The organism is Azorhizobium doebereinerae UFLA1-100 (genome assembly GCF_000473085.1).
Lineage (GTDB): Bacteria > Pseudomonadota > Alphaproteobacteria > Rhizobiales > Xanthobacteraceae > Azorhizobium > Azorhizobium doebereinerae.
The window spans coordinates 1-14,053 of record NZ_AXBA01000026.1 but is presented as its reverse complement, the minus strand read 5'-3'; the positions used below and the strand labels follow the sequence as shown (position 1 = coordinate 14,053).

Genomic DNA, 14,053 nt, shown 5'->3' with positions numbered 1-14,053 from the left:
GGGCCGACCGGGCAGCCTCCTCCCGGCCGGCTGCCGCAATCATAGCAATGGGCGAGGAACCAGGGTGACGGGCATCACAGCAATCGCAATCCATCTGCCGCGCCTGCGCCTCCAGCGCGCGAGCATGGCCGCCGCCATGGACTGGCTCTGCCCCCGGTCCGACACGCGGGGGGCCCGCACCCTCGCCTTCTGGGACGAGGACCCGGTGACCATGGGCGTCGCCGCCGCGCGGACCTGTCTTGCCGCCGCGCCGCAGGCGCGGGCGGCCGTCCGCGCCCTTGCCTTCGCCACCACCACCCCGGTGTTCGCCGAGCCGCAGCAAGCGAGCCTCATGCATGCCGCCCTCCGCCTGCCCGAACAGACGCTGGCCCAGGACACCGGAGGCACCCTGCGGTGCGGCCTGCTCGCCCTCCAGCAGGCGCTCGAAGGCGCGAACCCGGCTCTGGTGATCGCCGCCGACATGCCCTCGAACACCCCCGGCTCGCTCGCCGAGTTCCGCTATTCGGACGGTGCTGCCGCAGCTCTCGTCGGCGGCGGGCCGGTGCTGCTGGACTATCGCGGCGGCGCCAGCCTGTCCGCCCCCTTCATCGAGCGCTACCGCGACCCCGGCCACGCCCTCGCCACCGATTGGGAGGAGCGCTGGGTGCGCGAGGCGGGCGTCCTGGAACTGGTGCCCCGCGCCATCGCCGAGGCCCTTGGACGCGCCGGGCTTTCGCCGGCCGACATCCACCACGTGGTGCTGCCCTGCGTCATCCCCGGCGCCGCCAAGGCCGTGGCGCAGGCGGCCGGCCTCGGCGGCGCCCGCCTCGCCCCGCCGCTGGACACGGAATGCGGCGATACGGGTTCCGCCCATGCGCTGGTGATGCTCGCCCGCGCCATGGAGGACATGCGCCCCGGCGAGCGGGTGGTGGTGGCGCAGTTCGGCCAGGGCGCGACGGCGCTGGTGCTGGAGGCGACCTCCGCCATCGCCGATTTCGCGCCCCTCGCCTCGGTCGCGCTGTCGGCCGGCATCGCCGAAACCAACTATCTGAAGCTCCCGGTCTTTCGCGGCCTGATGCCATGGGAGCGGGGGCTGCGCGGCCGCCTGCCGGTGAACGAAGCGCTGACCACCGCCTACCGCAATTCCGAGGCGCTGCTGGGCTTCGTCGGCGGCCGCAGCCGGGAGACCGGCCAGGTGCAATTCCCGCCCTCGCGCCTTGCCGTGGCGGAGACCGGCCTCTTCGCGGAACCGCAGGAGCCGTGGCCGCTCGCCGACCTCGGCGGCACGGTCGCCACCGCCACGGCGGACCGGCTCGCCTTCTCGCGCAGCCCGCCCAATTGCTACGGCCTCGTGGACATTCCCGGCGGCGCCCGGCTGATGATGGACTTCACCGACCCCGACGCGGCGCGCCTCGCGCCCGGCGACGCGGCGCGTTTCGTCTTCCGCATCAAGGACAAGGACGAGCGCACCGGCTACCGCCGCTATTTCTGGAAGGCAGTCGCGGCCTCCGCGCTGCCGGCCACAGCCTGAACGGAAGGCGACGCACAATGGCCAAGGGTATCAAGGACAAGGTCGCCATTCTCGCCATGGGCTGCTCGCGTTTCGGCGAGCGGTGGGACGTGGGGCAGGAAGAGCTGATGGCCGAAGCCTATCTGGAGGCGCTGGGCCATGCCGGCATCGCGCCCGGCCAGATCGAGGCCGCCTGGTATTCCTCCCACTATGACGACATCGGCGCCGGCAAGGCCGGCACACCCATGGCCCAAGCCCTGCGCCTGCCGGCCATCGGCGTCACCCGCGTGGAGAATTTCTGCGCCGGCGGCACCGAGGCGTTCCGCGGCGCGGTCTATGCGGTGGCCTCCGGCGCGGTGGACATCGCGCTGGCGGTCGGCGTGGAGAAGCTGAAGGACACCGGCTTTGCCGGCCTGCCGCCCGCCTCGCGCGGCACCTTCGCGCCCATGTACCTGCCCACCCACACCAATCCGGGCAACTTCGCCCAGCTCGCCCGCGCCTATGGCACGCGGCACGCCGTCTCCGCCGGCGACCTGAAGCGGGCCATGGGGCACACCTCCATGAAGAGCCACGCCAATGCGGTGAAGAACGGCAACGCCCACCTGCGCAAGGCCATCACCATCGAGCAGGCGGTGAACGCCCCCATGGTGGCTGAGCCTCTCGGCCTGTTCGACTGCTGCCCGGTCTCCGACGGCGCGGCCTGCGCCATCGTCACCACGCCGGAGATCGCCCGCAGCCTCGGCAAGGCGCCGGTGCTGGTCAAGGCGATCCAGCTGGTCGCGTCCAACGGCTGGGAGGTGCAGAGCAGCGGCTGGAACGGCTCCTATGTCCACACCGCCCGCATCGCCGCGCGGCGGGCCTATGCGGAGGCGGGGATCGCCGATCCACGCACGGCACTCAGTTTCGCCGAACTGCACGACTGCTTCTCCATCACCGAGCTGGTGACGCTGGAGGATATCGGCCTCGCCGACGAGGGGACCGCCTGGAAGCGGATGCTCGACGGCGCGTTCGATATCGACGGCGCCATGCCCTGCCAGGTGGATGGCGGCCTGAAATGCTTCGGCCACCCCGTCGGCGCCTCGGGGCTGCGGATGCTCTACGAATGCTGGTTGCAGCTGAGCGGCCAGGCCGGGGAGCGCCAGTTGGCGAGCCCCAGCCTCGCCCTCACCCACAATCTGGGCGGCGCGCCGGCCCAGAATGTCTGCTCCATCACCATTGTCGGTGCCGCCTGACCCGACCGTGGCGGCCCGCTGACTGCCCCGCCGCCCGGCCTGCGCCGGCGGCGGGGCTTTTTTGACCGAAGTCCCCTATGCCGTCTGCCACGCGGCGAAGGAGCCTCCTTCGCGGGCGAGCCGGACGAGCAGCGCAGCCGGTTCGGAGCCGGTTCCGCCGGCGGCGTGCGCGGCTTCGACCTCGGCGAGGACGGCGGGGAGGCCCGCGGCGTCGGCGGCGAACATGGGGCCGCCCTTGAGGCGTGGGAAGCCGTAGCCATTGACGAAGGCAAGGTCGATGTCTGAGGCGCGCAGCGCGATGCCCTCGGCCAGCGCCTTCGCCCCCTCGTTCGCCATCACCGCCAGCAGCCGCCGCCGGATCTCCTCCGGCGTGAAGGATCGCGGCACGATGCCCCTGGCGGCGCGCGCCGCCGCGATCACGCGGGCGACGGCGGGATCGCCGGCGCGATGGCCGGCGCCGTCATAGTCGTACCAGCCGCCGCCCGTCTTGCGCCCAAGCCGGCCCGACGCCACCAGATGGTCGGCGATGGCGACGTAGCGTTCGTTCGGGTCACGCGTCGCCGCCCGGCGCTGCCGCATGGCGAAGGCGATGTCGAGGCCGGACATGTCCGAGACCGCGAAGATGCCCATGGCGAAGCCATAGGCTTCGAGCGCCGCATCCACGGCCTCGGGGCTCGCCCCGTCCTCCACCAGATATTCCGCGTGCCGGCGGTAGACCGCATAGATGCGGTTGCCGATGAACCCGTCGCAATTGCCCGCCACCACCGGCTGCTTGCCCATCCTCTTGGCCAGGGACAAGGCGGTGGCGAGCACGTCCGGCGCGGTGCGGGCGGCTTTCACCACCTCCAGCAGCTTCATGACATTGGCGGGCGCGAAGAAGTGCAGGCCCACCACGTCGTGCGGGCGCGAGGTGAAAGCGGCGATGGCGTCGAGGTCGAGATAGGAGGTGTTGGTGGCGAGCACCGCGCCCGGCCTCGCCACCTGGTCGAGGCGGCGGAAGATGTCGCCCTTGACCGCCATGTCCTCGAACGCCGCCTCGACGACCAGGTCGGCCTCGGCGAGGGCGGCGAAGTCGCAAGCGGGGGTGAGGCGGGCGAGGCGCTCGTCCTTCTGCGCCGCGCCGATGCGGCCGCTGGTCACCTGCCGGGCATAGAGATCCGCGATCCGCGCGCGGCCCGTGGCCGCGGCCTCGGCATCGCGCTCCACCAGCGTCACCGGATACCCGGCATCCAGCAAGGCGGCGGCGATGCCCGCCCCCATGGTGCCGGCGCCGATGACCGCGACGGAGGAGATCGGCCGCGCCCTGGCGCCCTCCAGCCCCGGCACCTTCACCGCCTCGCGCGCGGCGAGGAAGAGATGGCGCAGGGCCTTCGCCTCGGGGCTCTCCCGAAGCGCGAGGAAGGCGGCGCGCTCGCGGGCGAGGCCCGCGGCGAAGTCGCCGTCGCGCGCGGCGCGGATGACGCGAATGGCCGCGGCGATGGCCGGAACCCCCTTCGCCCCCTTCAGGGCCTCGGCGGCCGCGGCCTCCTCCTCGGCGCACTCCCCTGCGGGCACCGGCCGCGTCGAAAGCCGGCGCTTGGCTGTCCCCGGCGCGCGGGCGATGGCCTCGGCGAGGACATCGCCCTCCACCACCCCATCGAGGAGGCCGAGAGCAAGGGCGTCATCGGCCTTGAGCACCTGCCCGCCGCAGACCAGCTCGATCGCCTTGGCGATGCCCGCCAGCCGCGCCAGCCGCTGCGTGCCGCCGGCGCCGGGGATGAGGCCGAGCCGGGTCTCGGTGAGGCCGACCAGCGCCCGCGGCGAGCCGAGCCTCATGTCGCAGGCCAGCGCGATCTCGCAGCCGCCGCCCAGCGCCGCGCCGTCGAGTGCGGCAACCACCGGCTTGGAGCAGCCGTCGATGGCCGCCACCACCTCGGGCAGGACGGGCGCGTCCGGCGGCAGGGCCATCTCGCGCAGGTCCGCACCGGCGATGAAGCGCCCCGCCCCACCGCTGATGACGATGGCCGCGACGGCGGGATCGGCATCGAGCGTCCGCACCGCGGCCAGCAGCCCCTGCCGTACCGGCTTCGACAGGGCATTCACCGGCGCATGGTCGATCCGCACCACCGCGACCGGCCCATGCCGGGTGACGGAGACGGGGGAATCGGCACCGTCCCGGCCATGCATAGGCCCGCCGCGCAATGCCGCATGCGCCTTGTCGTCCATCCGTCTCTCCCTGGGGGCTGAAGTGCGCGGAGCGCGTTGACAACGGCTCCGGCTTATTTAAAGACTAATCGATCGGTCTTTTAATTCAAGAGGGCTCGCAACCGGGCTCGCACGAGCCGGAGCGGCCCCTCATGACCCCATCGTCCGCCGACGCCGAGCGCCCCGTCGATCCGCTGCTCGTGACCCGTCACGACGGCTGGGTGGAGCTCACCCTCAACCGGCCCGGGCGGCTCAACGCCTTCAACGAGGACCTCCACCGCGCCCTCGCCGACGCGCTCGACGAAGCGGCCGGCGAGGCCTGCCGCGCCGTGCTGCTGACCGGCGCCGGGCGTGGCTTCTGCGCCGGGCAGGACCTCGCCGCCCGCGCCGGCGGGAGCGGGCCGCCGGACCTCGGCGCCAGCCTGGAGGCGCATTACAATCCGCTGGTCCGCCGCATCCGCGCCCTGCGCAAGCCGGTGGTCTGCGCCGTGAACGGGGTCGCCGCCGGAGCCGGGGCCAACATCGCCCTCGCCTGCGACATCGTGCTGGCGGCGCGCTCGGCGACATTCATCCAGTCCTTCGCACGGATCGGCCTCGTCCCGGATTCCGGCGGCACCTTCTTCCTGCCGCGGCTGATCGGCGATGCCCGCGCCCGCGCCCTGGCCATGCTGGCGGCGCCCGTGGATGCCGAGACGGCGCTTAACTGGGGCCTCATCTGGGAGGCGGTGGACGACGCCGGGCTGATGGACCGAGCCCGCGCCCTGGCGGCCGATCTCGCGGCCCGGCCGACCCAGGGCCTCGCCCTGATGAAAGAGGCGTTCAACGCCTCCGCCGCCAACAGCCTCGATGCCCAGCTCGATCTGGAGCGGGATCTCCAGCGCGCCGCAGGGCGGACGCCGGACTATCGGGAAGGCGTCCGCGCCTTCATCGAGAAGCGCGCCCCTTGCTTCACCGGACGGCCGGGCGACGGCGGCACGGCCTGAAGTGAACCGGCCCGGGTCCGCCGGAGGCTCCAACTCCCTGGCCGGCGGAGCCATGAGGGACAGGACGACGAACCCGTTCTCCCCCGGGGTGGGCGAGCAAGCGGTGCGGCCGGTGCTGGATCACGCGGCTGAAACATCCCCCGCGCGGGCAGGCGATCCGATCGATCTCCGCGAAGATCGACCGCCCGGAGCATTCACTGAACCCGTGGCTGGAGAAGGCTGAGGCCGGCAAGCGGGCCGGCGTGTCGACGGACATGGCACGGCCTGCGGAGAAGCCGGGGTCGCGATCGATCCCACCGTCTCGCAGTACGGCTAGGGCGCGATCCGATCAGATTGAATCAATCTGATCGGTGAATCGCCCTCTAATACTTTGATAGAGAACGTTTTACCGTTCAAATGGCGATGCCATTTGAACGGAACGTGCTCTAGTCGCGCGCCCCGAGTGCGATACGGTGCCCCGATACATGGCGAAATGCCTTGGCCCGACACGTGAACAGGATCACCTGCATGCGGGCTGCCGCCTCTACCAAGATGTCCGTCATCGCCTCGAACCGGGCATCGTCGGAATAGACCAGCGGATCGTCGAGTATCAGCGAAACCGGCACCCCCTTCTCCAGCAGCAGATCGGCAAAGGCGAGCCGGGTGAGCACCGCCAGTTGTTCCTGCGTGCCGCGGCTGAGGTCGCTGGAGGCTTCAACCGTTCCCCCTCGCGCGATCCTGGTCAGGTTCATCTCCTCGTTGAACATCGGAGTGCTGCCCGGCAGAATCCGTTCCACATAGCGGGCCGCCCGGCGCGTGACAGGGCCCAGGAACGTGCGCGAGGTTTCGTCGCCAACCTCCCGCAGCGTCTTGCGCAACAGCTGCAAGGCATCGGCTTCCTCGACCAGCCGCGCCAGTCTCGTAATCGCAGCCTGCTCACGTTCCGCCGCTTCGCTCGCCATGGTTGCCGGGCCCTTGGGGCCATCGCCGGCGATGCTGGTTTCCAGCGACGCGATCCGCGCCGCCAGTTCGAGCCGCTCCTCGCGCCCGCGCACCTGTTCGTGGTCGATATTGGCGATGCTCTTGCGAATTCGCTCGGCGTCAAAGCCCGTGGTGGCTTGCCGCGCCTGTTCGAGCGCCTCGGCCCGCCGGGCGAGTTCCTCGCTTGCGTCCTTGCGCGCCTGCTCGGTCGCGTCGCGATCCGCTTCCGCCTGCATGGCGAGAAGGCTCTGGTTCGACGCCTCCGCTTCGCGCGCCGCACCCGCCCGTTCCGCCTGGAACTGCACGAGGCTCTTTTCCTGCTCATGGGCCGCCAGTTGCGCGGATTCAAGATGAGCGAGCGCGACGCTTTCTTCCTCGCGGACGGCCTGGAGCGTCGCATCGAGCGCCGCTACATCTATGCCCGCATCATCGGCGACGTCATCGCTTGCATCGGTCAGGTCGCCCAGCAGTGCCTTCAGCGCGGCCGATCCCGGCGCCAGCTTCAGCACCAGCTCGCCGGGGCAAAGTGTCTCGACCTGTCGCTTGAGAGACGCGATCTCTTGGGCTGCCGCAAGCGCGCGTTCCGCGCGGCTGCGCGCCGCGGCGTAAGTCCGGACGTCCAGCGCCTTGAGTGCAGCCGTGAGCGCTTCATCGGCCGAACGGAGATTCGCCTCGGCCGACAGGCCGCCCACGCTCGGCGGGGTCACGACGATCCGCGCGACGTTGTGCAGCAAAATCTCGGTCGGGCGCACCAGATCCCGCCGGCCAGCGGATGCGCCTTCGCCGTCGATTTGCATCGCCACATCGCCCAACAACGCGATATCGACGCCGACTGCGCCTGCCGCGAACAGGATGCGCGCCTCGGTGGCCTTGCGATCGAGCATGGCAAGCGTGGCCAACGCGTCTTCGCCGATTGCGAGCTGCGCCGCTTCCTCCCGTTCGGCGACGAGCGCTTCGATGCGATGTACCTCGACAAGCTGAGCACGGGCACGCTGGAGCGCGCTCGACCGCTCGCGCCGCAGCAGGATCGCGCGCGCGCGGTCGAGGGCAGCCTCAGCCTCGATCTTGCGTGCCCGGACGCGAGCCACGATCGCACGCTTTTCGGCCACGGCATCAAGGGCCGCCGCGTTTGCCGCGCGGCGCTCGCTCACGATGCCGTCGGCCGCCGCCAGCGTTTCCGCGCAGCGTACCGTTGCGCGGAATGCGGCGTCATAGCGCTGGAGCCATTGCTCGGCGCTCCGCAGCGCCGCCTCGGTCTCGCCATGACGCGCGGCCGCATTGGACAGCCGAAGCTGGGCGGTTTCGGCAATCTTGAGATCCTCGCCCAGTTGGCGCCGTCGTTCGGCCAGCTCGGGGTCGGCCAGGTCGCGCTCGACCAGACGCTTGGCGGTCCTGGCGTCCTCCAGATGAGAAAGCGCCTGCTCATAAGCTCGCAACGTCGCCGCCGTGGCCTCGCGTTGGGCCGCCGCACTCTCCAATGCGGCCTCCGCGGCGGCAAGTTTCCCGGTGGCCTTGCCGGATTTGCCGGTGCGGTAGGCGGCGTACGCTTCCTCGATCCGGGCCGTCACGAGCTCGAAGCGGCGGCCGCCGAGCACCATGCCGACCTCGGCCTCGAGCGCGCTTCGGATATTGTCCCGGACAAGCCGGTTGGGCGCCTCCAGGGAGAGCGCGCTGGCCTGCTCGACCCACAGCAGTCCCAGCGCGCCGCGGACCTCGGGATCATTGCCCCGGTTGTTGTTCTTTTCGAAGCCGAGCAGGGTTTGCAACCGGTCTTCGGCCGCATCGCTCCCGGTCCGGCCATCGGGTCCGGTGAGCGCGGCATAGGGCGCTTTGAGAAACTGCTTTTCGATCCGCCACCGCGCACCGTCGATCTCGAACGCGACGGCGATTTTGGGGGCGACGTCGTCGCCGAACGGGCAGAAGGAGCGCACCAGCTCGCTTTTGGCCGAATGGCGGATGAAGAAGGCGGCGCGAAGCGCCTCCAGCAGGGTCGATTTTCCCGTCTCATTGGGCTCGACCACGATGTTGAGCCCATCCTTGAAGCCCGTGACCGTGATCGGCTCCCTGAATTTCCTGAAGTTCGCGAGTTCGATCGACAGCAATTTCATGCCGACGCCTCGTCGCGAACGCGCAGCGCTTCGACATAGAGCCGCTCGAGCGCGGCCCGCGCGGACAGCCCGCCGGGGCCGCCGGCAGCGGCTGCCGCCCGCAACCGCTCGGCAACGACCGCCAGCGTGCCCTGAACATCGATGTTGGCGAGGTCATCGTCCGTGGGGCTTGCCAGCAAGCCTTCGCTCGAAAGTTCGAGCCAGCGCACCTCATGCGCCAGGCCGTCCTCGATCCGGCGGAGAACAGACACCCGATCGCCGAGCGACAGCGAGCCCGTCAGGCTCAGGTCGAGCAAGGTCTGCGCCGGCGAACAGCTGGCGTTGAACGCCTGCAATTCGCGTGCGAGATCATCGGCCTGGGCGAGTTCCCATTGGCGCGTCAGCCAGCGGAACCGCCCGGTCTCGATCCGTTCGAGCCTGGGGGGCCCGCCGGCGAGCACATCCGCCACGATGACACTGCCCGCCTCGTCGCGGCCGAACCGATCGACCTCCGGCGTGCCGCTATAGGCGGTACTGGCATTGACCAGCAGATGGCCATGCCAATCGCCCAGCGCGAGATAGTCGAGGCCGGACTTCCGCGCGCGATCCGGCGGAATGAGATTGGTCGCCTCGCTCGATCCGCCGAACTCGGTGATCGAGCCATGAGCCAGCCCGATCCGAACCGCGCCGGCAGGGGTCGCCATGTCATCGAACTGCTCGGTCGGATCGTCGCGGGTGCGGCGATGGCCGAGAGGAGCGGGCAACAGCCACGCGCCGTCTTCGAGCATCATCGCCTCGGCGGCGTCCGCGACGTGGATATTGCCGGGCGCCTTGGACCGCACGCGCGACCACAGGCCGCCCGCGCGCGCATGATCGTGATTGCCGGGCATCAGCCACCATTGCAGCGCAGTGCGCCCCATGCGCGACAAGGCCTGGACGAGGACGCGATCGCCGGGCTCGATGTTGTCGAACACGTCGCCGGCGACCAGGACATGGCCGGCACCGTTTTGCATGGCTGCGTCCGCGATCCGGTCGATCATGTCGAGGCGAGCTTCGGCCAGGGCCGCCCGCACCTCGTCTGGAAAGCCGCCGAACGGTTTGCCGAGCTGCCAGTCGGCGGTATGCACGATCTTGACCATCAGCCCTCTATTCCAGACAGCGCCTCCACACCCATCCGAACGGCCCGTTCCCGGATGTTCGGCTCGGGATACGGGCGCGTGACGCAGGGGTTCAGATCGGCGCCGCGCGACCCGGCCCCGCTGAGCCGCCCTTATACGGGAAGCGGCGCGTTGCTTTGACGATAGACGGTGCTGCCGGGAAATTCGACGTCCAAGATCGGCTGACGCGCGCGGCGATATGCGCGTCGGCGCGGGCAAAGCCGGTGGAGACGGGCAGCGTGTCCTTGGAGGCCGGGACGGTCCGGGGCCGGTCGAGCATGTGGCGCAAGGCGCCTTCCGCGTCGGGCCGTATCTGGGATGCCCGGAGAAGATGCGGTGCGCCGGATCGGCCGGCCCGGCGCGCGCAACTGCGCCGCGCTCATTGGCCCTGGGCGATTGAAATGGCGCACCCGAAGGGATTCGAACCCCTGGCCTCTGCCTTCGGAGAGATTACTCGTAGCGCTGTCGAAGTTGCGATGGAGCGCGAGATGATACGCTATCATACTGTTTCTAAAAAAGAATTTTTAACATTCCCTACCCGAGGCTATCCTGCTTCGCGCTCCGATTTTCGCCCTAGTGCTTACGTGGTGCTTACGCGAGACGGGGCGACCGGGGTGGAGGAAGTCCATGGCTAAGCTCACAAAAAGGGCCGTCGATGCCGCAGAAGCAGGCTCCAAGGATTACGTGATTTGGGATGACGAACTCCCTGGCTTTGGCCTGCGCGTGTTCACGTCTGGCAAGCGAAGCTACGTTCTTCAGTATCGGTCGGTCGGCCGATCGCGCCGGTTCACGATCGGGCTCCACGGCGTATGGACCCCGGAACGTGCACGACAGGAGGCCAAAGCGCAGTTGGGCCGGATCGCGCAAGGCGACGACCCGGCCGAAGAACGACTGCTGGATCGCAAAGCGCTTACGGTCAAAGAACTTTGCGATGTCTATCTGGGCGACCTTCAAGCAGGCCTCATCCTGGGAAAGGGTGGGCGTCCCAAGAAGCACGGCACGATCGTCTCCGATCTTGGCCGTATCCACCGTCATATCGTTCCCCTCCTCGGCTCGCGTCGCGTCAGGGACCTGACGAAAGCAGACATCACGAAGGCCATGAAGGACATCATGGCGGGGAAGACGCGCGTCACCGTCAAGACGAAGAAGCTGCGCGGCAAGGCCATGGTGAGAGGCGGTGTCGGCACAGCCACTCGGACCATCGGCCTGCTGGGCGGCATCCTCACATATGCGGTCGAAGCCGAGATCATCGAGACGAACCCCGCACACGGGGTGCGGCGGCCGAAAGACAATGTCCGAGCCCGGCGGTTGAGCGAAGCGGAATACCGAGTCGTTGGCGACCTCCTCAAGTCGGCCGCCGAGAACGAGAGCTATTGTATGTCCGTCGAGATCATCCGCCAGATCGCGCTCACCGGATGCCGCCGGATGGAGATGGTCACGCTTCGATGGCGGGAAGTCGATACCGATTCGAGCTGTCTCCGCCTGATCGATAGCAAGGAGGGAAGCTCCGTCCGGCCCATGGGGCTGCCCGTGGTAGAATATCTGGAGAAGCGTCGGAAAGAGGCGGTCGGAGATTATGTCTTCCCCGCCCGCGGCGGCGAAAAAGCATTTGGCGCCTTCCCGAATCATTGGAGGAGGATCTTCGCGGGCTCGTCCTTGGCCGACGTAACCCCTCACATCCTACGCCACAGCTTCGCCAGCGTGGCGAACGATCTTGGTTTCACCGAGGTCACAATCGCCGCCCTGGTCGGCCATGCGAAGGGATCGGTCACCAGCAACTACATCCATACGCTCGATACCGCCCTGATCATGGCCGCAGATACGATCTCCGGCTACATTCAGGGGCTGCTCGACGGTGTTCAGTTCAAGCAGACCGTCTATGCGCTGGATCGCGACTCCCGAAAAGCGGCCTTGGTGCGGTTTCTCCGGAGGCTCGCCGGTGATGAGGATCCAGAACAGGATCAAAGCGAGCATCTCACCGCATGAGTCGGCCCACTTCCCCAGAGCATCCTGCGCCCCAACCCGTGAGGGGCCCTCCTACCATGGGGCTCCTCGCCCTGTTGGCCGTCTCCAGTTATGCTGACGGGCTGCCTCTTTTTCGCAGGAAAGCTTCTGCACCCGGGATGGTATCGACCCGGCCGCTCGAACATGGTGGACGGATGGGACAGGTCGGCTCCCACCGGAGCCGCTCACCGACCGTGTCCCTCAGAAATCCGCGCCGATATGCAAGAGATCAGCTGCGCGAGATCGGCTGCCTAGGCTCAGGACCTATTAATTTGCCTTGAGTTGTGATTCACAGTCTCCATTGAGGAGGCTGTGATGAGCGATTTGTTCCTGCTGAGCGAGCGGCAGATGTCTCGGATCTCGCCCTTCTTTCCCTTGGCCCATGGCGTGCCGCGGGTCGATGACCGCCGGGTAGTGAGTGGCATCGTCTATGTGATCCGCAACGGGTTGCAGTGGAAGGNTGCCCCCAAGGACTACGGCCCGCACAAGACGCTGTACAACCGCTTCATCCGCTGGAGCCGGCTCGGGGGTCTTCGACCGCATCTTCGCCAACCTCGCCGGCGAAGGGCCCAGGCCGGAACGCATCATGATCGATGCCACCCACCTGAAGGCCCACCGCACGGCAGCAAGCCTGCTTAAAAAGGGGATGTTCCCCGTCGTATCGGGCGCACCAAAGGCGGCTTGAACTCCAAGCTACACACAGTCTGCGACGGCNAGGGCCGGCCAATCATCATGGTGCTGTCGGAAGGCCAGATGAGCGACCACAAGGGCGCCCGCCTCGTCCTCGATGCCTTGCCGCCGGCCAGAAGCCTGATGTAGCGCGCAAGATCGAATGTCACCGCGCGCAAGATCGGATGTCACCCCCTTAGCCCCCTGGAAACGGCCAGTGCCGCGTTGACTGTGGGCGGCAGCAGAGCGTGTGTGATGCTCCTTAACGGGAGACCTCACATGGACCGCACGACCGCCGCCCTCACCGCCAATATCGCCGCCCTGGCCGACCTCCTCGCCGAGGCGGCCAAGCATGCGGCGGAGGCTGCCGAGGCGATGGCGGTTGGCAACCGCAACCTCGCGGTTGGCACTCTCCTTCAGATCCAGCAGACGGTGCCGGACGCCAAGGCGATCATGGATGCCACCTTCGCCCTTCACCGCGTCGCCGGGCAGCGCTGAGGGGGAAGCCCCTCAGCCTTTGCCTCCCTCTTCAAGCCGGTTCAAAGCGATTTTGTAGTACGCGGGCTCGACCTCGATGCCGATGTACGGCAGCCCCCGGCGGGCGCAGGCGAGCCCCACGGTCCCGGACCCCATGAAGGGGTCGAGCACCGGCCCGTCCATGATGCTGAGAAGGCCCTCCATCAGCTCCACCGGCTTGCCNGCNATNTGGTGCTTCACATGCGGGATGGGNGCGCGGAAGACGCCCGGCGCNACAGGCCCCTTGAGCGGCCGGGCGCCNTTGGTGCCCCACACCACATATTCNGCCTGCGCCCGGTAACGCCCCATCTGCGGCCGGCCGCGCTCGGTCTTGTCCCAGGGCGCNACCCCNCGCCACACCCAGCCNGCGCACTGGAGCGCGTCGGAGGTCACCGGCAGCTGCCGCCAGTCGGTGAAGACGGCGCAGAGCGCGCCNGGCGCGGCGAGCATCCGCGCCCGTGACAGCCAGAGGGTGGACCAGGCCAGGTAGCTGCGCTGGTCCCGCGTATCGCCCTGGAACTCCGGATAGAGCCCGCGGTGTTCGCTGGACTGGTACTTGGCACTGGTCGGCCGGGACCGATCCGTCAGCGAGGCGCCGCCGCTCGAATAAGGCGGATCGCACAGGACGGCGCCCACGCTGCCGGCGGCCAGGGTGGGCAGGATCTCCAAAGCGTCGCCGAGATAAAGGGTGGCCCCGCCTATTTGCTTGCGGTCGAGATGCACGAAACGTCTCCATGTGAAGGACGCTCGCGGCGCTCGGGTTTGGGCTCGG

The 14,053-nt window shown here is 68.8% G+C and carries 10 protein-coding genes and 1 pseudogene; 6 read left to right on the top strand and 5 right to left on the bottom strand.

The annotated features are described in order from the left end of the window. The first annotated feature begins 64 nt into the window (after positions 1–64). Together YU1_RS0117885 and YU1_RS0117880 are read left to right on the top strand one after the other, a co-directional pair. Positions 65–1,510 carry a 3-oxoacyl-[acyl-carrier-protein] synthase III C-terminal domain-containing protein gene (locus YU1_RS0117885; protein WP_029005250.1) on the top strand — a complete coding sequence of 482 codons (1,446 nt, stop codon included), beginning with the start codon at positions 65–67 and terminating at the stop codon, positions 1,508–1,510. A gap of 17 nt (positions 1,511–1,527) precedes the next feature. Continuing rightward, entirely contained in the window at positions 1,528–2,721 is a 1,194-nt protein-coding gene (locus tag YU1_RS0117880) for an acetyl-CoA acetyltransferase (protein WP_029005249.1), read from the top strand. 75 nt (positions 2,722–2,796) lie between these two features. On the opposite strand, the gene YU1_RS0117875 is transcribed toward YU1_RS0117880, so the two are convergent. Continuing rightward, the gene (locus YU1_RS0117875; protein WP_342447002.1) at positions 2,797–4,926 is read right to left on the bottom strand and encodes an FAD-dependent oxidoreductase; all 2,130 of its coding nucleotides are present in this window, start codon (positions 4,924–4,926) and stop codon (positions 2,797–2,799) included. A 131-nt stretch (positions 4,927–5,057) separates the two neighbouring features. On the opposite strand from YU1_RS0117875, the gene paaG reads away from it, so the two are divergent. Beyond that, the gene (paaG, locus tag YU1_RS0117870; protein ID WP_051356994.1) at positions 5,058–5,888 is read left to right on the top strand and encodes a 2-(1,2-epoxy-1,2-dihydrophenyl)acetyl-CoA isomerase PaaG; all 831 of its coding nucleotides are present in this window, start codon (positions 5,058–5,060) and stop codon (positions 5,886–5,888) included. 425 nt (positions 5,889–6,313) lie between these two features. On the opposite strand, the gene YU1_RS0117865 is transcribed toward paaG, so the two are convergent. From YU1_RS0117865 to YU1_RS33555, 3 genes are all read right to left on the bottom strand, one after another. Further along, complete coding sequence (locus YU1_RS0117865) at positions 6,314–8,956, bottom strand: AAA family ATPase (protein WP_029005246.1); 2,643 nt, start codon at positions 8,954–8,956, stop codon at positions 6,314–6,316. Further along, positions 8,953–10,074, bottom strand: coding sequence for a metallophosphoesterase family protein (locus YU1_RS0117860; RefSeq protein ID WP_029005245.1), 1,122 nt, complete (start codon positions 10,072–10,074; stop codon positions 8,953–8,955). The genes YU1_RS0117865 and YU1_RS0117860 overlap by 4 nt, the downstream gene beginning before the upstream one ends. Positions 10,075–10,165: 91 nt before the next feature. Beyond that, on the bottom strand, positions 10,166–10,381 hold the full coding sequence (locus tag YU1_RS33555; protein WP_156922235.1) for a hypothetical protein: 216 nt from the start codon (positions 10,379–10,381) through the stop codon (positions 10,166–10,168). Between the two features lie 338 nt (positions 10,382–10,719). Here YU1_RS33555 and YU1_RS0117855 point away from each other — a divergent pair, with 338 nt between their 5' ends. From YU1_RS0117855 to YU1_RS0117845, 3 genes and pseudogenes are all read left to right on the top strand, one after another. Further along, positions 10,720–12,078: a tyrosine-type recombinase/integrase gene (locus YU1_RS0117855; protein WP_029005244.1), complete on the top strand. Its 1,359-nt coding sequence runs from the start codon at positions 10,720–10,722 to the stop codon at positions 12,076–12,078. A 333-nt stretch (positions 12,079–12,411) separates the two neighbouring features. Beyond that, a pseudogene (locus YU1_RS34480) lies at positions 12,412–12,912 on the top strand (IS5 family transposase); the annotation flags it as partial. A gap of 132 nt (positions 12,913–13,044) precedes the next feature. Beyond that, entirely contained in the window at positions 13,045–13,263 is a 219-nt protein-coding gene (locus YU1_RS0117845) for a hypothetical protein (protein WP_029005243.1), read from the top strand. Positions 13,264–13,275: 12 nt separating this feature from the next. On the opposite strand, the gene YU1_RS34050 is transcribed toward YU1_RS0117845, so the two are convergent. After that, positions 13,276–13,917 carry a DNA-methyltransferase gene (locus tag YU1_RS34050; protein WP_425339164.1) on the bottom strand — a complete coding sequence of 214 codons (642 nt, stop codon included), beginning with the start codon at positions 13,915–13,917 and terminating at the stop codon, positions 13,276–13,278. Between the last annotated feature and the right edge of the window lie 136 nt (positions 13,918–14,053).